Here is a 17,416-nt window from a genome sequence, read left to right on the forward strand (position 1 = left end):
TGTTTTGCACATGCTAAACTCCCGCCTTTGCGCCAACCCTTTCTGGGCCGTTGTGCTGCCTGTGTTTCGCGGTCTCTCCGACGCGTTTTCCGGGCGGCTCACCAGCCCTAGCCATCGATGATCACGGGCCTTCTCAAGAAGATTTTCGGCAGCCGTAATGAACGGCTGATCAAACAGTACCGCCGCAAGGTGGCGCAGATCAATGCGCTCGAGCCCAAGTTCGAAGCGCTCTCCGATGCCGAGCTGCAGGCCAAGACCGAAGAATTCCGCCAACGCTTTGCCAAGGGCGAGACGCTGGACGCGCTGTTGCCCGAAGCGTTCGCCGTGTGCCGCGAGGCCAGCAAGCGCGTGATGAAGATGCGGCACTTCGACGTGCAGCTTGTCGGCGGCATGGTCCTGCACGACGGCAAGATCGCCGAAATGCGCACGGGTGAAGGCAAGACGCTGACCGCAACGCTGGCTGTGTATCTGAACGCCATTTCGGGTCAGGGCGTGCACGTGGTGACGGTCAACGATTACCTCGCCCAGCGCGACGCCGAGTGGATGGGCCGCCTGTACAACTGGCTGGGCCTGTCGGTGGGGGTCAACCTGACCACCATGGACCACGACCAGAAGCAGGCCGCCTACGCGTCGGACATCACCTACGGCACCAACAACGAGTTCGGCTTCGACTACCTGCGTGACAACATGGTGTACGACGCCGGTCAGCGCGTGCAGCGTCCGCTGAACTACGCGATCGTCGATGAAGTCGACTCGATCCTGATCGATGAGGCGCGGACCCCGCTGATCATCTCCGGCCAGGCCGAAGACCACACCGACCTGTACCGCCGCATGAACGGCATTCCGGCGCAGCTCACGCGCCAGATCGGTGAAGAGAAGTCGGATGGCACGGGCGTCGAGAAGCCGGGCGACTACTACGTCGACGAAAAATCGCACCAGGTCTACCTGACCGAATCGGGGCACGAGAAAGCCGAGCAGATCATGCTGCAAGCCGGCTTGATCGGCGAGGGCGAATCGCTCTACGCGCCGCAGAACATCACGCTGATGCACCACCTGTACGCCGCCCTGCGTGCGCACAGCCTGTTCTTCCGCGATCAGCACTACGTGGTGCAGAACGGTGAAGTGGTGATCGTCGATGAATTCACGGGCCGGCTGATGGCGGGCCGCCGCTGGTCCGACGGTCTGCATCAGGCCGTGGAAGCCAAGGAAGGCGTGCAGATCCAGCAGGAAAACCAGACGCTGGCGACCATCACCTTCCAGAACTACTTCCGCATGTACAACAAGCTGTCGGGCATGACTGGCACGGCGGACACGGAAGCGTATGAATTCCAGGAGATCTACGGCCTGGAAACCGTGGTGATCCCGACTAACCGCACGCCGCAGCGCAAGGACTTGCAGGATCAGATCTACAAGACCTCGAAGGAGCGCTACGACGCCGTCATTCGCGATATTCGCGATTGCTACGAGCGTGGCCAGCCGGTGCTGGTGGGCACGACGTCCATCGAAAACTCCGAACTGCTGTCGAACCTGCTGGACCAGGCGAAGCTGCCGCACCAGGTGCTCAACGCGAAGCAGCACGAACGCGAAGCCGAGATCATCGCGCAGGCCGGTCGTCCGAAGATGATCACCATTGCCACCAACATGGCTGGCCGTGGTACCGACATCGTGCTGGGCGGCAATGTGGAGAAGCAGTCCGGCTTCGTGATGGCCGACGAGTCGCTCTCCGACGCTGAGAAGGCCTCGCGCGTGAAGACGCTCCAGGACGAATGGCAATCGCTGCACGAGCAGGTGAAGGCCGCCGGCGGTCTGCATATCGTCGGCACCGAGCGCCACGAGTCGCGCCGGATCGACAACCAGCTGCGTGGCCGTGCCGGCCGTCAGGGCGACCCGGGTTCGTCGCGTTTTTATCTGTCGCTGGATGACCAACTGCTGCGCATCTTCGCGGGCGACCGCGTGCGCGCGATCATGGACCGCCTGAAGATGCCCGAAGGCGAGCCGATCGAAGCCGGCATCGTCACACGCTCGATCGAATCTGCGCAGCGCAAGGTCGAAGGCCGCAACTTCGATATCCGCAAGCAACTGCTGCAGTACGACGATGTCTCCAACGATCAGCGCAAGGAACTCTACAAGCTGCGTAACGAGATTCTCGAAGCGCAGGATGTGGGCGATCTGGTCAAGAACCTGCGCGAGTCCGTGTTCACCGAGCTGTTCCGCACGTACGTGCCGGCCGAGACCATGGAAGAGCAGTGGGATGTCGCCGGCCTGGAAAAGGCTCTGCGCGAGGACTGGGGTGTCGATCAGCCGCTGGTGAAGACGCTGGAAGACGCACAGTCGATCGAAGACGAAGATCTGCTCAAGATGGTGCTGGAGGCCGCTGAAGCAGTGTACGAAGGCAAGGTGGCCCAGGTTGGCCGCGAGTCCTTCGCCGGTTTCGAGCGTTCGGTGATGCTGCAAAGCCTCGATACGCACTGGCGTGAACACCTGGCTGCGCTCGACATGCTGCGCCAGGGCATCCATCTGCGCGGCTATGCACAGAAGGACCCGAAGCAGGAATACAAGCGCGAGTCGTTCGAACTGTTCGGCCGCCTGCTCGATACCATCCGCAACGAGGTCACGCGTATTGTCTTCACGGTGCGTATCCAGTCGCAGGAAGAGCTGGAGCAGGCCTCCGAGCAGATCGAGGAAGATCTTTCCGCGCTGACCAACCTGCAGTACAAGCATGACGAGTTCAGCGAACTGGCCGAAGTGGCTGCGGGTGATGCGGAGATCCACGGCGCTACGCCAGCCATGGCCGCACCGCGTTCGGCGGCATCTGCCGCTGCTGCCGTACTGGCTGGCGAAGTGCCGAAAGTTGGCCGCAACGATCCGTGCCCATGCGGTTCGGGCAAGAAGTACAAGCAGTGCCACGGCAAGCTCGCCTGACGCTGTTTAGACCTGTTTTCTGTTGATTCACGATGCCCGCAATGCGGGCATCCTCATTTTGAAAGGTGTGCTCCATGGCTGTGAATCTCGTAGCGCCCGCCGCTGACACCCTGTTGCCGATCGACGGTGTGGACCTGGGCTGGGCCGAGGCCGGTGTGCGCAAGGCCAATCGCAAGGACGTGCTGCTGGTTCGTATCGCCGAGGGCTCGACGGTGGCCGGTGTGTTCACGCAGAACCGTTTCTGCGCGGCACCTGTGCAGGTGTGCCGCGAGCATCTGGCGAGCGGCAAGGGCGCGCGTGCGATCGTTGTGAACACGGGCAACGCGAACGCCGGTACGGGCGCACCTGGCCTTGCGCATGCACGCCAGACCTGCGATGCCGTGGCCAAGCTGCTGGGCGTGTCGGCGGAACAGGTGCTGCCGTTCTCCACGGGCGTGATTCTGGAGCCGCTGCCCGTCGATCGCATCGTCGCAGGGCTGCCGGCTGCGCAGGCCAACGCGAAGCCCGACAACTGGCTGGCCGCCGCTGAGGCCATCATGACCACTGACACCGTACCCAAAGCAGCGTCCGCCACGTGCACGCTGTCAGGCAAGACCGTGCGCATGTCGGGCATCAGCAAGGGGGCGGGCATGATCCGTCCGAACATGGCGACGATGCTCGGCTTCATCGCCACCGATGCCAATGTGGATGAAGCCGTGCTGCAAGGTCTGGTGCGCCACGCCGCCGATCATTCGTTCAACAGCGTGACGGTGGACGGCGATACGTCGACCAACGACTCGTTCGTCGTCATCGCCACGGGCCGCGCTGGCACGCCGCGCATCGATTCCGAATCGCACCCCGACTATGCTGCGTTGCGCGATGCGTTGACGGGCCTCGCACAGGAGCTGGCGCAGAAGATCGTGCGCGACGGCGAGGGCGCGACCAAGTTCATGGCCATCCAGGTCGAGGGCGGCCGGAACGTTGAGGAGTGCCGCCTGATCGCCTACGCGGTCGCGCACTCGCCGCTGGTCAAGACCGCGTTCTACGCTTCGGACCCCAATCTGGGGCGTATCCTGGCCGCCGTCGGCTACGCCGGCGTGGCGGATCTCGACGTGAACGGCGTCAACCTGTGGCTCGACGACGTGTGGGTCGCGCGTGACGGTGGCCGTAACCCCGAATACCGCGAAGAAGACGGTCAGCGCGTGATGAAGCAGGCGGAGATCACCGTGCGCATCGCGCTCGGCCGCGGCCATGCCTCTGCCACCGTGTGGACGTGCGACTTCTCGCATGACTACGTGTCGATCAACGCGGACTACCGTTCGTAATCCGGAGTCCGCCGCTATGTCGTCCGACCTTTCCGCACGGCTCGACCGCTTTCTCGGGCGGCTGGAGCAATGGCTGCCGCCCGAACTGACCGAGGCAGATTGGAACGAGGCCGTTGCCTTCCGCTGGCGCAAACGTCAGAGCCTGTTCGGCAACATCGGCTATCTCGCGCCGATCCGCCAGCTGCCGCCGATCCACCTGAGCGATCTGCACAACATCGAGCGCCAGAAAGACGCCATCGTCGCCAACACCCGCCAGTTCGTGCGCAAGTTGCCGGCCAACAATGTGCTGCTCACGGGTGCGCGGGGCACCGGCAAGTCATCGCTCATCAAGGCGTGCCTGAACGAATTCGTGAAGGAAGGCCTGCGCCTTGTTGAAGTCGACAAGGATGATCTGGCTGATCTGGGCGATATCGTCGAGCAACTTTCGACGCGTCCGGAGCGCTTCGCGATCTTCTGCGATGACCTTTCGTTCGAAGAGGGCGAATCGGGCTACAAGGCGCTGAAGTCCGCGCTGGACGGCTCGGTGGCAACGCAGTCGGACAATGTGCTGATCTACGCGACGTCCAACCGGCGCCATCTGCTGCCGGAGTACATGAAGGACAACGAGACCTATCAGCACACATCGGACGGCGAAATCCATCCGGGCGAGGTGGTGGAGGAGAAGATATCGCTATCGGAGCGCTTCGGGCTGTGGCTGTCGTTCTACCCGCCCAAGCAGGACGAATACCTGACCATCGTCGGCCACTGGCTCCGGCACTTCGGCTGCAGCGAGGAGGACATCGCTGCCGCACGTGGCGATGCGCTGGTCTGGGCGCTCGAGCGTGGTTCGCGTTCGGGCCGCGTGGCCTGGCAATTCGCCCGCGACTGGGGCGGCAAGCATGGGCGGCAGCATGTCGACTGACAACCTGACTCAAGTGCCACCGACACACACGCCAGACGGCCGCAAGATCACCGAAGTGGCCGTCGGCGTGCTGGTGCAGTCGGACGGCCAGTTCTTGCTGGCGCAGCGTCCCGAGGGCAAGCCGTATGCGGGCTACTGGGAATTCCCTGGCGGCAAGCTGGAAGCGGGCGAATCGGTGGAAGCCGCGCTCACGCGTGAGTTGAAGGAAGAGCTGGATGTCACGCTGCGCACCTGCGTGCCGTGGCACACCATCGAGCACGACTACCCACACGCGTACGTGCGTCTGCACTTCTGCAAGGTAACGGCGTGGGACGGGACACTGCGCCCGCTGGAAGGCCAGGATTTCGCCTGGCAGACGCTGCCGATCAGCGTTGATCCGGTGCTGCCGGCAACGTTGCCCGTCTTCGAATGGATGCGCGAGGAAGCGACGGCTAGTTGAGTTTGCCGCTCGTATCGCCGCCAGGAGCGTCGGGCAGGTCGTCTTCTTCGACCACGGGGATGGTGTACTGCTCGGCGGCCCAGGCGCCCAGGTCGATCTGCTTGCAGCGCTCGGAGCAGAAGGGGCGGTAGCGGCTCTCAGGTACCCAAGGCACGGGCTTGCCGCAGCTGGGGCATTTGACGGTCTTCACATTCATGGTGCGGCTCAGAAATTACAGAGCTTCAGCTGGAACGGGATATCCGCATCGACCGGCTTGGGTCGCAGGTCGCCATCCTGCTGGGTAAAGCGCACCCAGAGCATGTACTTGTTGGCACTGATCTCGGGGATGAACCCCAGTGCCGACTCATCCAAGCGCACCTGCATCAGCTGGTACACGCGGCCCGACAGCATCTGCTGATAGCTACCAGCGTTAGCAATCACCTTGCCACTCTGGCCCGATTCGCGCAGCAGGCGCAGCACGATCATCGTGGCGTCGCGCAGCGGCACCAGCGGTTGAGCCCATTTGATGATGTCGGCGCGGCGGCGCTCGGCAGGATGATGCTGCCATGCAAAATACGCCGGCAGATCAAACTCGCACGTACCGCCGGGGATGATCGCGCGGCTGCGGATGCTCGTCAGCCATTCATTGTCGGCGATAAGCTGGCCGGCTTTGCCATGCGTGGCAGTGAGATTGCCCGAGGCGGTTTCCAGCTCGCTGATGACGGCATCAAGCGCGTCCTGGTCGATCTGCGGATTGGCGCGCAGGGCGGTGAGCGTCTGGCGCTGGCGATCGAGTTCCTTCAGCAGGTCGGATTTGAGGTCGGCGCGCCCTGCCACGTCCACCACTTCGAACAACGTGGTCAGCGCCACATGGTGCTGCAGCGGGTGTTCCTGCACGAGAAAGAAATCCAGCCGCTCGAACAAGTCTTCGAGGCGCAGCAGCGTCCGAATGCGTTCGTTGAAGGGATATTCGTACAGGATCAAAACTTGGGTGCCCGGTGTGCTGGCCCGCTGGCATATGCGGCCCCGAAGCCCATTTGGCCTCGATCTGCCCGCATTCTATGCGAGACCCTCGTTCATCACAATGCAAAGGGCTGTGACGACCGCTTTCAGATCGTTTCAGTTCGACCTGTAGGTTAGGTCCAGACGGTCGATCTGCGGCAGGAGGTCGGCCAGCGCGCCGCTGTTGTCGATCACGTCGTCGGCTGCAGCAAGGCGGGCTTCGCGTGAGGCCTGGCGCGCGATGATGGCTTCCACCTGCGCGCGCGGCAGCCCGTTACGGGCCATCACGCGGGCGATCTGCGTCTCAACCGGGCAGTCGACCACCAGAATGCGGTCGACCAGCGTGCGCCAGCTGTGATGCCCGGCGAGGGACTCCACCAACAGGGGGACCACGTAGACGAGGTACGGATGCGCATCCGACGCCCGCGCCGCGGCACCACGTGACAGCGCAATCTCGCGGATGAGCGGATGCGTGATCTGCTCCAACCGCGATTTGGCGGTGGCATCGGAGAAGGCGAGCGCGCGCATGGCATCGCGGTCCATCGCGCCGTCGGCGCGCAGGATACCGGCGCCGAAAGTCTCGACCAGCTTGGCGATGGCGGCACCGCCCGGTGCGGTGATCTCGTGGGCGATGGCGTCGGTGTCGACAATGGCGGCACCGCGCTCCGCCAGGCGGTCTGCCACGTAGCTTTTGCCGCTGCCGATGCCGCCGGTCAAGCCGATCACGCGCATGTTCGCTGTGCCCTTATGGCGCAAACAGGGGACCGAGGCCTGTCATCATCAGCAATTGCGGGCCGGCCAGCAGTGCGATCACGCCGGCCCCGGCAATGAACGGCCCGAACGAGAACGGCGATTCGCTCTTCGCACCACGCGCAATGCGCACGAGCCCAAACACTAGCCCCACGACCGACGAGAGCAGCACCACCAGTGGCAGCGCCTGCCAGCCGAACCACGCGCCGAGTGCGGCCATCAGCTTGAAGTCGCCGTAGCCCATGCCCTCACGGCCGCGCAGCAGCTTGTAGGCCCAGTAGATCGACCACAGGAACAGGTAGCCGGCCATCGCGCCAATCACCGCATCGGGCAGGTGCGTGAACATGCCGAACAGGTTCACGCCCAGCCCAAGCCAGAGCAGGGGCTGCGTGATGGCGTCGGGCAACAGCTGCGTGTCGGCGTCGATCATCGTGCCGGCGATCAGGAACCAAAGCAGCACCGCCGACGCAATTGCCACCCACGTCGGGCCGAAGTGCCACAGGCAGGCCGCCGTCAGCAGACCGGTGACCAGTTCCACCGCGGGATATCGCCACGAGATGGGCGTTTTGCAGGCACTGCACCGGCCGCGCAGCGCAAGCCAGCTCAACACGGGGACGTTCTCGATCGCCTTGATCTGATGACCGCACGACGGGCACGCCGAGCGCGGCACGATCAGGTTGTATGCGTCGGGATGAGGCAGTGGCTCTTCGCGAAGCTCGGCGATGTAGTTGGCCTCCTCTCGCTCGATCATGCGCGGCAGGCGGTGGATCACCACGTTGAGGAAGCTGCCGACCAGCAAGCCCACCAGTCCGCCGGCGGCAATCACGAACCACGCCGGCAGTTGCGCCAGCGTGGAGATGATGAACATCTCGGGCATTGCGTCAGACCACCGTACCAAGTTTGAAGATCGGTAAATACATCGCCACAACCATGCCACCGATCATCACACCGAGGAAGACGATGATGATTGGCTCGATCAAAGTCGAGATGTTGGCGACCGCATCGTCCACCTCACGCTCGTAGAACTCGGCCACCTTGAGCAGCATGTTGTCCAGGGCACCAGACTCTTCACCGATTTGCGTCATCTGCAGAACCATGTTGTCGAACACATGCGTGGCCTGCATGGCGTTGGTGAGACTTGTGCCGATACGTACCGCTTGCTGAACCTCCAGGGTTGCATCATGGTAGATCCAGTTGCCGGCGGCACCGGCGACCGACTCCATCGATTCCACCAACGGTGTGCCCGCTGCGAACATTGTCGCCAGCGTGCGAGTCCAGCGAGCAATGGTCGCTTTGCGAATGATGTCGCCAAAGATGGGGATATTTAGGATAACGCGATGCGTCGAACGCTGGACGTTTTCGGATCGCTTGAATGCGCGTGAAAACAGCGCGATGCCGGCGATGGGGCCCAGCACGATGGGTATCCACCACTTGACGAAGAAATCCGATATTGCAATGACGAACAGCGTCGGCGCCGGCAAATCGGCGCCGAAACTGGAGAACACGCCCTTGAACGACGGCACCACAAAAATCATCAGGACGACGGTCACGGCAAACGCCACCGTCAGCACCGAGATCGGATAGATCATCGCCGACTTGATCTGTGCCTTCAGCGCGATCGACTTCTCCATGTACAGCGAAAGCCGCTCGAGCAGCGCATCCAGAATACCGCCTTGCTCGCCCGCGTCGATCAGGTTGCAGTACAGCGTGTCGAAGTACTTGGGATGTCGGCGGAAGGCTTGCGCCATGCTGCTGCCCGACTCGATGTCGAAACGGATTTCCGTCAGCAGCTGTGTGAAATTCGGATTGGCGTGGCCCTTCGCGATGATGTCGACCGACTGAAGCAGCGGGACGCCGGCCTTCAACATGGTCGAGAGCTGGCGCGTGAAGTAGGCGATGTCCTTCGGCGTGATCTTCTTGCCGCGGGCCGCACGACGGCGCTTGGACTTGGTGATCGACAAGCCTTGCTTGCGCAGGACGGCATTCACCTCGGTGATGCTCTCGGCGCGCATCTCGCCCTTGAAGATCTTGCCTTTGCGATCTTTGCCTTCCCACTCGAAGATGTACTGCGTGGGCGCCTTTGTCTTGGCGGTCTTTCGCGCTGGCGCGGCGGCCGCGCGATTCGCGGCAGGTGCTCGTGTGGCCATGGTTGGTTCCTACCCCCCGGTATGGGAACGATTGATCGAGAAGGTTATTGGTTCGTTGTGGCCAGCACTTCCTCTAGGGAAGTCAGCCCCTGCTTCACTTTTCGCAAGCCCGATTCGCGCAGCGACATCACGCCGTCCTTGCGTGCCTGCTCGGCAATCTGCAGCGCCGTGCCGTGCGTGAGAATGATCTCTTGGATCGCTTCGGTGATCGGCATGACCTGGTAAATGCCGACCCGGCCTTTGTAGCCACTGCCGTTGCAGGTCTCGCAACCGACCGGGTGATACGGCTGCCAGGAGCCGTCGACGTCCGCTTCGGTAAAGCCTGCGTCGAGCAGCGTTTCCTTGGGCAGCGGCCCCTGCTTCTTGCAATCCTTGCACAACCGGCGTGCCAGACGCTGCGCCGTAATCAGCAGCACCGACGACGCGATGTTGAACGGCGCCACCCCCATGTTCATCAGGCGGGTCAGCGTGGTCGGGGCGTCGTTGGTGTGCAGCGTGGAAAACACCAAGTGACCGGTCTGTGCGGCTTTGATCGAAATGTCGGCCGTTTCCAGATCCCGGATTTCGCCCACCATGATGATGTCTGGATCCTGCCGCAGGAACGACTTCAGCGCCGCCGCAAAGGTCAGGCCCGCCTTGTCATTCACGTTGACTTGGTTGATGCCGGGCAACTGGATTTCCGCCGGATCTTCGGCGGTAGAGATATTGATGTCGCCTTGGTTCAGCCTGTTCAGGAAAGTGTACAGCGACACCGTCTTGCCTGAGCCGGTTGGTCCCGTCACGAGCACCATGCCATACGGGCGCTTGATCACGTCGAGCAGCAACTGCTTTTGCTCCGGCTCGTAGCCGAGCTGGTCGATATCGAGCCGCTCGGTGGACGACTCCAGAATCCGGATCACGATCTTCTCGCCGAACAGCGTCGGCAGCGTCGACACCCGGAAGTCGATGGCGCGCTCGATCATCTCTTTGTTGTCCTTGTCCTTGCGGTCTTTCGGGACGGTGATGAGCAGCTTCATGCGGCCGTCTTGCGGCACGCGCTTTTCCGAGATGTCGAGGCGCGAGAGCACCTTGATGCGGGTGGCGATCTTGTCCCGGATATCCAGCGGCGGCTGCGCGACCTGCGCGAGGATGCCGTCAATACGGAAACGCACGCGGTAAAACGTTTCAAAGGGCTCGAAATGCAAGTCCGACGCGCCGCGCAACAGGGCCTCGGTGAAGAGCTTCTGCAGGAAGCGCACCACGGGGGCATCGTCGATGCCATCGGTGGTGGTGCGACGCGTGGCGGCAGCAGCGCCCGGGTCGTACTCGATCTGCGTAGCTTCCTGCTTGGGGAAGAGCGACTTGATCTCGGCCGGCGCTTCATTGGCGATGCTCAGTTGCCGCACCAGCTTGTCGTGCTCCACGATGACCGTTTCGATGGCCACGTTCATCTTCTGACGCAGCTCTTCGATTGGCTTCGGATCGCTCGGGTCTGACGTGGCCAGGATGAGACGGTTTTCGCGACGGCCCAGCGGCAACAGGCGCAACTGAGCAAAGTGCTTGTTGGCCGACAGCACGGCCGGTACGGTGTCGAGCTTGTACTGCGCCAGGTCCAGCAGCGGCATCTGATACTTGCCGGCGACAAACACGGCAAGGTCGTGCGCACTCATGATCCCGCTGCTCACCAGTTCGTCGATCAACTGCGTGCGTTTTTCACGCGCGCTCTGTTCGAGCTGGGTGAGTAACGTCGGCGCGATCCGCCGGCTCTGCGCTAGAGCGAGTCCGAGTGTCATGAGTCCAGTCCGTCAGGCTGAAGCTGACCATTTCAGCGTGCGCCGGGCCCCACCGCCTCCAGCGTGCGCTCGCCCCCCAAGGCGATTGTTTTATGTTCTGCAGCCGGTGCCCCACCCATTCGTGGGGGGTGGTGTCCGGAACCGGGGCAGTTTGCCGACCGCCCCTGTATTTGTAAAGCGCACATCAAAGCGCAGCTTGCATTTGTGCCATATCGGCAGAAAACCGCCCCAACTGAAGCGTTTGCTCTCGAGTGTGGCGTCAACTGCGCTTTGGCTGCGGCGGCTGATGCAGCCGCACCGTGCGGATCGACTGGCTGTCCATCTGGACGATATCCATCACGCAGCCCGCAATCTTCACACTGACCGTCGCCTCGGGAATCTCTTCCAGCACTTCCAGTACCAGCCCGTTGAGCGTCTTCGGGCCGTCGGTCGGCAGGCTCAGGCCGAGGCGCCGGTTCAGATCGCGCAATGACATTCCCGCATCCGCAAGATAAGTGCCTTCCTTGTCCCAGGCCAGCTTGCCGGCGTTGGGCAGCGTGGTGGTGAACTCGCCGATCATCTCTTCGATGATGTCTTCGAGCGTCACCAGCCCCAGCATGTCGCCATACTCATTGACGATCAGACCGATGCGGCGGCGATTCTCCTGAAAGTACTGCAGTTGACGGAAAACGGGCGTGCCGCTCGGTACAAAGTAAGGCTCGGCCAGCAGGCCGCGGAAATCGTCGTGCGTAAGTTCGGTGTGCCCGAGCAGCGACAGCGCCTTGCGCACATGCAGGATGCCGATCACCTGATCGCTGTCCTGCTCGAACACCGGCAGCTTGTTGTGATAGCAGGTCTCGAGCTGCTGGATGACTTCTTCAATCGGGCGCGACAGATCGAGCGATTCAACCCGCGCGCGCGGCGTCATCACGTCGTCCACGGTGATGACGTCAAGATCGAACAGGTTGAGCAGGATGCTGCGGTGCTTGTGCGGAATGAAGTTGCCTGATTCCAGCACCAGCGTGCGCAGTTCCTCGGTCGACATGCGCTGCTCTGGCGCCTTACGCGTGTTGATGCGCACCAATCGCAGCACACCCATGGCAAACGCGTTGACCACCGCGACCAGCGGCGTCGAAATCTGCAGCAGCGGCTTGATGATGAAGCTGGCCGGGAAGGCCACGCGTTCGGGGTAGGTCGCGCCCACGATCTTGGGGGCAATCTCGGCGAATACGATGATAAGAAACGCGACGATGGCCGTGGCAATCGACAGCGTCGTTCCGTTGTTGCCGAAGTAGTGGATGGCCAAGGTGGTGATCAGCACCGGCACGGCGGTGTTGATCAGATTGTTGCCGATCAGGATGAGTGAAAGCAGCTTGTCGGTCTGACCGAGCAACTGCTGCGTATTGCGCGCGCCCGATACGTTGGACTTGGCAAGATGCCGCAGGCGATGGCGGTTGAGCGCCATCATCGCGGTTTCGGAAATCGAGAAGAAGGCGGAGCAGCACAACAGCAGCACGACGGCGCCGATTTGTGCCCAGAGCGGCCAAGAGTCCAAAGCGGGAGGGGAAGGGCGGCGAAGCGCCCACTATAACAGAGGGGTTTGCCGCTTCTGCGCACACGGCCATTGGCCGCGCGGACAGCGCAACACCCCGCTTGATTGAGCGGACGCGATGCGGAAAATGCCTGGGAATTGCTGTGCGGCGATGCTGAAAACCGTGCCGCAGGAATGACTTGAATACGAGAAACTGGTCGGGGTGAGAGGATTCGAACCTCCGGCCTCTACGTCCCGAACGTAGCGCTCTACCAGGCTAAGCTACACCCCGATGCTTCTTCGCAGTCTCGTGCGTGTCAGGACTGACGTTGCAGCGAGAAAGCACACAAGTCTATCAGCGTCTGGCGGAAAAGGGAAGGGGGTAATGCGTTTGCTGCTGCTTCAGCTGCGGCGGCTTCGCGCTCGGCGGCTTGGCGCGTGTACTCCAATGCGCCGGAAGCCTGAATGGCGGCGAAGATCGCATCGAAATGTTCCGTGCCGCCTTGCTCGATGGCTTGGCGCACCAGTGCGCGTTGTTCTTCCGTGCCATTCGATAGCAGGTGGATGAGCGGCAGGGTTGGCTTGCCCTCGCGCAGGTCGTCGCCGGCGTTCTTGCCCATTTGATCCGCGGTGGAAGTGTAGTCGAGCAGGTCATCGACGATCTGGAACGCGGTGCCGATGCGGCGGCCGTATTCGGCGGCGGCTTCTTCGGTGGCGGCGTCTGCGCCTGAGAGCACTGCGCCAATCTGTGCGGCCGCCTCGAAAAGCTTGGCGGTCTTGTAGCGAATGACCTGCAGGTAGCGCTCTTCCGTCACGTCCGGGTCGTGCATGTTCAGCAGCTGCAGAACCTCGCCTTCGGAAATGATGTTGGTTGCGTCGGCCAGGATCTGCATGATGCGCATGCTGTTGGCCTGCACCATCATCTGGAAGGCGCGCGAATACAGGAAGTCGCCCACCAGCACGCTGGCCGCATTGCCGAACACGGCGTTGGCGGTCTTTCGGCCGCGGCGCAAGTCGGATTCGTCAACCACGTCGTCGTGCAGCAGCGTGGCTGTGTGGATGAACTCGACCACGGCGGCCAGCTCGTGCTGATGCTCGCCCTTGTAGCCGAGCGCATTTGCCACCAGCAGCAGGATCACTGGACGCAGCCGCTTGCCGCCGGCGCTGATGATGTATTCGCCAATCTGATTGATCAGTACCACCTCCGAGCCCAGGCGGCGGCGGATCACGGCATCGACGGCGCGCATGTCTTCAGCGACAGGGGCGAGCAGGACGGAGGCGGAGGTTTGGGTCAAGGCGAATTCCGACAGAAGGCGTGTGGCTGATAGTCGACTTGCGCGCGAGCGATGCGGCGCAAAAAACCGCGAGATTATAGAGCAACCAAGTAGTTTGCCCGATGGCGTGTCGCCCGACGCTTGATGTGGCTGGCTGTTGTGCGGGCGCAGCACACGCATTGGGCGATTAGCCTTTGATTTGCTTGAGTTTTTCTTGTATAGTTGCGAGTTCTCTGTGTCCGTTGTCTGCGCATGCGGTCGACAAGTGGCGCAAGAGTCATGTTTTAGTTCTTTTATCGAGGTCCGACAATGTACGCGGTCGTAAAAACCGGCGGTAAGCAATACAAGGTTGCTGCTGGCGAAAAACTGAAAGTAGAACAGATACCGGCGGACGTTGGCGCAGAAATCACGCTTGACCAGGTGCTCGCAGTGGGCGCCGGCGACCAACTCAAGGTTGGTGCGCCGCTGGTGAGCGGGGCTGCCGTCAAAGCCACCGTCATCTCCCATGGTCGTCACGACAAAGTGCACATCTTCAAGATGCGCCGTCGTAAGCACTATCAAAAGCGCCAAGGGCATCGTCAAAATTACACCGAGTTGCGTATCGACTCGATCGTGGCCTAAGGCTGCGTCGTCTACGTAACCGGATAGGAGTTCAGTCATGGCACAGAAAAAAGGCGGCGGTTCCACACGGAACGGCCGCGATTCCGAGTCGAAGCGCCTGGGCGTGAAGGTGTACGGCGGTCAAGCCATCAACGCTGGCGGCATCATCGTTCGCCAACGCGGCACCCGCACGCATGCTGGCGTGAACGTGGGCATGGGCAAGGACCACACCCTCTTCGCGCTGGTCGATGGCCACGTGAAGTTCGCCAACCGCGGCGAAGGCAAGAAGCAGTTCGTCGACGTTGTTCCGGCGGCCTGATTCAGCCTTGTAGTAGAAAGGCCCCGCACCCGTGCGGGGCTTTTTCGTTTCTGGCCGCTAACAAAACGCGACTTTGATCCTGGGCGGTACGCTGCTTCTTGGCGCGTGTTCCAGGTGCGTTCTGTTAGCGACGGCGCGAGTGGCGCCGATTTCTTTTTACCTGCCGTGCGTACGCCGCACGGGCGGAGACCTCCATGAAGTTCATCGACGAAGCCCGGATTGAAGTGATCGCTGGTGACGGCGGCAACGGCAGCGCCTCGATGCGCCGCGAGAAATTCGTCCCGTTTGGCGGACCGGACGGCGGCGACGGTGGGCGTGGCGGCAGCGTGTGGGCCGTGGCTGACCGCAACATCAACACCCTGATCGACTACCGCTTTGCCAAGAAGCATCTCGCGCGCAACGGCGAAAACGGTCGCGGTGCCGACTGCTACGGCGCCGCTGGCGACGACATCACTCTGCGCATGCCTGTGGGCACTGCCATTTACGATGCCGACACGGAAGAGCTGATCGCCGACCTGACGATCGACGGTCAGCGCCTGTGCCTGGCGCAGGGCGGCGAGGGCGGCTGGGGCAACATTCACTTCAAGTCGAGCACCAACCGCGCGCCGCGCCAGAAGACCGACGGCAAGGCCGGTGAGCGCCGCAACCTCCGCCTCGAGTTGAAGGTGCTGGCCGACGTGGGCTTGCTCGGCATGCCCAATGCGGGCAAATCGACGCTGATCACCGCCATTTCCAATGCGCGCCCGAAGATTGCCGACTACCCGTTCACGACGCTGCACCCGAACCTGGGTGTGGTCCGGAGTGGCCCATCGAAATCGTTCGTGGTGGCGGACATTCCCGGCCTGATCGAAGGCGCAGCGGAAGGCGCCGGTTTGGGCCACCAGTTCTTGCGGCACCTGCAGCGTACGCGCGTGTTGCTGCACGTGGTGGATCTCGCCCCGTTCGACGAGAACGTCGACCCGGTGGCCGAAGCCAAGGCGATTGTCGGCGAGTTGAAGAAGTACGACGCTGAACTCTTCGACAAGCCGCGCTGGCTCGTGCTCAACAAGCTCGACATGGTGCCCGAGGACGAACGTGAAGCGCGCGTGAAAGACTTCGTGAAGCGCTTCAAGTGGAAGGGTCCGGTGCACCGCATTTCTGCGTTGACGCACGATGGCACGCAGGCGCTTGTCCACGCGATCCAGGAATACCTCGACGAGCTGCGCGCTGAAGAGGACGCCGCAGCGGCCGCGCCCGACCAGCGTCTGGATCCGACACTGCACAACGTCGACCACGACGATCAAGCCTAAACACAACAGACATTCTTCGGAGACACGCCCACCATGGCCCTGCATTCGCTGATTGCCGATGCGCGCCGCCTTGTCGTCAAGGTCGGTTCCAGCCTGGTTACCAACGATGGCCGTGGCCTCGACCAGGCCGCCATTGCCCGCTGGGCCGCGCAGATCGCGGCGTTACGGGCGGCGGGCAAGGAAGTCGTGCTGGTGAGCTCCGGCGCCATCGCCGAGGGCATGCAGCGGTTGGGCTGGGCCAAGCGTCCGAAGGAAATTCATGAGTTGCAGGCCGCCGCTGCCGTCGGGCAGATGGGGCTGGCGCAGGTGTACGAATCTGAGTTCGCGCGGCACAGCATCCGCACAGCGCAGGTGCTGCTCACGCACGGCGATTTGGCTGATCGGGAGCGCTACCTCAACGCGCGTTCCACGCTGCTCACGCTGCTGAGCCTCGGTGTCGTGCCGATCATCAACGAGAACGACACCGTTGTCACCGATGAAATCAAGTTCGGCGACAACGACACGCTGGGTGCGCTTGTCACCAACCTGATCGAAGGCGATGCGCTGATCATCCTGACAGACCAGCGCGGCCTGTATACCGCTGATCCGCGCAAGGACCCAGGCGCTCGCTTTGTCGACGAGGCGCAAGCCGGCACGCCCGACCTTGAGCAGATGGCTGGCGGCGCCGGTTCGAGCATCGGCAAGGGCGGCATGCTGACGAAGATTCTGGCGGCCAAGCGCGCGGCAAAATCGGGCGCACACACCATCATTGCTTCGGGTCGGGAGGCTGACGTGCTTGCGCGGCTGGCGAACGGCGAGGCCATCGGCACGCAACTTCGCGCGCCGACCGGGCGGATGGCGGCGCGCAAGCAGTGGATGATCGACCACCTGCAGCTGCGCGGTCGCGTGGTGCTGGATGCCGGCGCGGTAGAAAAACTCACGGCCGGCGGCAAGTCGTTGCTGCCGATTGGCGTGACCGAAGTGCAGGGCGAGTTTGCGCGCGGCGAAGTGATCTCGTGCGTGGACGCGGCGGGGCTGGAAGTGGCCCGTGGGTTGACGAACTATTCGTCAGCTGAGGCCCGCTTGATTGCGCGGAAGTCGTCTTCGGAGATCGAGGCGGTGCTGGGGTATGTGAGCGCTGCGGAGTTGGTGCACCGCGATAATTTGGTCTTGCTCTGAGTTGGGGTGTTGGTGGCTTGCCCCCTTCGGCCCCGGTAGGGGCGAAAGGG

General features: G+C 62.5%; 16 protein-coding genes and 1 tRNA gene. 8 read left to right on the forward strand and 9 right to left on the reverse strand.

Annotated elements, in window-relative coordinates; genetic code table 11:
• Nucleotides 1-117: 117 nt before the first annotated feature.
• From secA to DOD19_RS00965, 4 genes are all read left to right on the forward strand, one after another.
• On the forward strand, nt 118-2,922 hold the full coding sequence (gene secA, locus DOD19_RS00950; RefSeq protein WP_024979172.1) for a preprotein translocase subunit SecA: 2,805 nt from the start codon (nt 118-120) through the stop codon (nt 2,920-2,922).
• A gap of 74 nt (nt 2,923-2,996) precedes the next feature.
• On the forward strand, nt 2,997-4,226 hold the full coding sequence (argJ, locus tag DOD19_RS00955; protein ID WP_112183586.1) for a bifunctional glutamate N-acetyltransferase/amino-acid acetyltransferase ArgJ: 1,230 nt from the start codon (nt 2,997-2,999) through the stop codon (nt 4,224-4,226).
• A gap of 16 nt (nt 4,227-4,242) precedes the next feature.
• The gene (locus tag DOD19_RS00960) at nt 4,243-5,127 is read left to right on the forward strand and encodes an ATP-binding protein (RefSeq protein ID WP_112183588.1); all 885 of its coding nucleotides are present in this window, start codon (nt 4,243-4,245) and stop codon (nt 5,125-5,127) included.
• Complete coding sequence (locus tag DOD19_RS00965) at nt 5,117-5,566, forward strand: NUDIX domain-containing protein (protein WP_024979169.1); 450 nt, start codon at nt 5,117-5,119, stop codon at nt 5,564-5,566. Before DOD19_RS00960 ends, DOD19_RS00965 begins: the two co-directional genes overlap by 11 nt.
• Here the strand turns inward: DOD19_RS00965 and DOD19_RS00970 are convergent.
• From DOD19_RS00970 to ispB, 9 genes are all read right to left on the reverse strand, one after another.
• Nucleotides 5,559-5,762, reverse strand: a complete 204-nt coding sequence (locus DOD19_RS00970; RefSeq protein ID WP_112183590.1) for a DNA gyrase inhibitor YacG — start codon at nt 5,760-5,762, stop codon at nt 5,559-5,561. The genes DOD19_RS00965 and DOD19_RS00970 overlap by 8 nt on opposite strands.
• Nucleotides 5,763-5,770: 8 nt before the next feature.
• Nucleotides 5,771-6,529, reverse strand: coding sequence for a cell division protein ZapD (gene zapD / locus DOD19_RS00975; RefSeq protein WP_004633038.1), 759 nt, complete (start codon nt 6,527-6,529; stop codon nt 5,771-5,773).
• A 135-nt stretch (nt 6,530-6,664) separates the two neighbouring features.
• Nucleotides 6,665-7,279, reverse strand: coding sequence for a dephospho-CoA kinase (gene coaE / locus DOD19_RS00980; protein WP_112183592.1), 615 nt, complete (start codon nt 7,277-7,279; stop codon nt 6,665-6,667).
• Nucleotides 7,280-7,292: 13 nt separating this feature from the next.
• The gene (locus tag DOD19_RS00985) at nt 7,293-8,174 is read right to left on the reverse strand and encodes an A24 family peptidase (protein ID WP_112183594.1); all 882 of its coding nucleotides are present in this window, start codon (nt 8,172-8,174) and stop codon (nt 7,293-7,295) included.
• A 4-nt stretch (nt 8,175-8,178) separates the two neighbouring features.
• The gene (locus tag DOD19_RS00990; RefSeq protein WP_024979165.1) at nt 8,179-9,444 is read right to left on the reverse strand and encodes a type II secretion system F family protein; all 1,266 of its coding nucleotides are present in this window, start codon (nt 9,442-9,444) and stop codon (nt 8,179-8,181) included.
• A gap of 44 nt (nt 9,445-9,488) precedes the next feature.
• Nucleotides 9,489-11,216: a type IV-A pilus assembly ATPase PilB gene (pilB, locus tag DOD19_RS00995; RefSeq protein ID WP_112183596.1), complete on the reverse strand. Its 1,728-nt coding sequence runs from the start codon at nt 11,214-11,216 to the stop codon at nt 9,489-9,491.
• Nucleotides 11,217-11,475: 259 nt separating this feature from the next.
• Nucleotides 11,476-12,750, reverse strand: a complete 1,275-nt coding sequence (locus DOD19_RS01000) for an HlyC/CorC family transporter (protein WP_024979163.1) — start codon at nt 12,748-12,750, stop codon at nt 11,476-11,478.
• Nucleotides 12,751-12,941: 191 nt separating this feature from the next.
• Nucleotides 12,942-13,018: transfer RNA gene (locus DOD19_RS01005), tRNA-Pro, on the reverse strand.
• Nucleotides 13,019-13,043: 25 nt separating this feature from the next.
• Nucleotides 13,044-13,973: an octaprenyl diphosphate synthase gene (gene ispB / locus DOD19_RS01010; RefSeq protein ID WP_050775659.1), complete on the reverse strand. Its 930-nt coding sequence runs from the start codon at nt 13,971-13,973 to the stop codon at nt 13,044-13,046.
• 336 nt (nt 13,974-14,309) lie between these two features.
• Between ispB and rplU the strand changes: the two genes are divergently transcribed.
• From rplU to proB, 4 genes are all read left to right on the forward strand, one after another.
• Complete coding sequence (gene rplU, locus DOD19_RS01015; RefSeq protein WP_004633023.1) at nt 14,310-14,621, forward strand: 50S ribosomal protein L21; 312 nt, start codon at nt 14,310-14,312, stop codon at nt 14,619-14,621.
• Nucleotides 14,622-14,658: 37 nt separating this feature from the next.
• Nucleotides 14,659-14,919 (forward strand): 50S ribosomal protein L27, encoded by a 261-nt coding sequence (rpmA, locus tag DOD19_RS01020; protein WP_004633021.1) that lies wholly within the window; start codon nt 14,659-14,661, stop codon nt 14,917-14,919.
• Between the two features lie 194 nt (nt 14,920-15,113).
• Entirely contained in the window at nt 15,114-16,208 is a 1,095-nt protein-coding gene (obgE, locus tag DOD19_RS01025) for a GTPase ObgE (protein ID WP_112183598.1), read from the forward strand.
• 33 nt (nt 16,209-16,241) lie between these two features.
• Nucleotides 16,242-17,366: a glutamate 5-kinase gene (gene proB, locus DOD19_RS01030; RefSeq protein ID WP_200869066.1), complete on the forward strand. Its 1,125-nt coding sequence runs from the start codon at nt 16,242-16,244 to the stop codon at nt 17,364-17,366.
• Nucleotides 17,367-17,416: the final 50 nt, after the last annotated feature.

Origin of the sequence: Ralstonia sp. GX3-BWBA (assembly GCF_003290055.1) — a bacterium.
Classification (GTDB): Bacteria; Pseudomonadota; Gammaproteobacteria; order Burkholderiales; family Burkholderiaceae; genus Ralstonia; species Ralstonia holmesii.

What these genes read in the sequence shown, in the direction of transcription:
- secA (WP_024979172.1), top strand. Translation starts at nt 118, where the DNA reads ATGATCACGGGCCTTCTCAAGAAGATTTTCGGCAGCCGTAATGAACGG.
- argJ (WP_112183586.1), top strand. Translation starts at nt 2,997, where the DNA reads ATGGCTGTGAATCTCGTAGCGCCCGCCGCTGACACCCTGTTGCCGATC.
- DOD19_RS00960 (WP_112183588.1), top strand. Translation starts at nt 4,243, where the DNA reads ATGTCGTCCGACCTTTCCGCACGGCTCGACCGCTTTCTCGGGCGGCTG.
- DOD19_RS00965 (WP_024979169.1), top strand. Translation starts at nt 5,117, where the DNA reads ATGTCGACTGACAACCTGACTCAAGTGCCACCGACACACACGCCAGAC.
- DOD19_RS00970 (WP_112183590.1), bottom strand. Translation starts at nt 5,762, where the DNA reads ATGAATGTGAAGACCGTCAAATGCCCCAGCTGCGGCAAGCCCGTGCCT.
- coaE (WP_112183592.1), bottom strand. Translation starts at nt 7,279, where the DNA reads ATGCGCGTGATCGGCTTGACCGGCGGCATCGGCAGCGGCAAAAGCTAC.
- DOD19_RS00985 (WP_112183594.1), bottom strand. Translation starts at nt 8,174, where the DNA reads ATGCCCGAGATGTTCATCATCTCCACGCTGGCGCAACTGCCGGCGTGG.
- DOD19_RS00990 (WP_024979165.1), bottom strand. Translation starts at nt 9,444, where the DNA reads ATGGCCACACGAGCACCTGCCGCGAATCGCGCGGCCGCCGCGCCAGCG.
- pilB (WP_112183596.1), bottom strand. Translation starts at nt 11,216, where the DNA reads ATGACACTCGGACTCGCTCTAGCGCAGAGCCGGCGGATCGCGCCGACG.
- ispB (WP_050775659.1), bottom strand. Translation starts at nt 13,973, where the DNA reads ATGCGCGCCGTCGATGCCGTGATCCGCCGCCGCCTGGGCTCGGAGGTG.
- rplU (WP_004633023.1), top strand. Translation starts at nt 14,310, where the DNA reads ATGTACGCGGTCGTAAAAACCGGCGGTAAGCAATACAAGGTTGCTGCT.
- rpmA (WP_004633021.1), top strand. Translation starts at nt 14,659, where the DNA reads ATGGCACAGAAAAAAGGCGGCGGTTCCACACGGAACGGCCGCGATTCC.
- obgE (WP_112183598.1), top strand. Translation starts at nt 15,114, where the DNA reads ATGAAGTTCATCGACGAAGCCCGGATTGAAGTGATCGCTGGTGACGGC.
- proB (WP_200869066.1), top strand. Translation starts at nt 16,242, where the DNA reads ATGGCCCTGCATTCGCTGATTGCCGATGCGCGCCGCCTTGTCGTCAAG.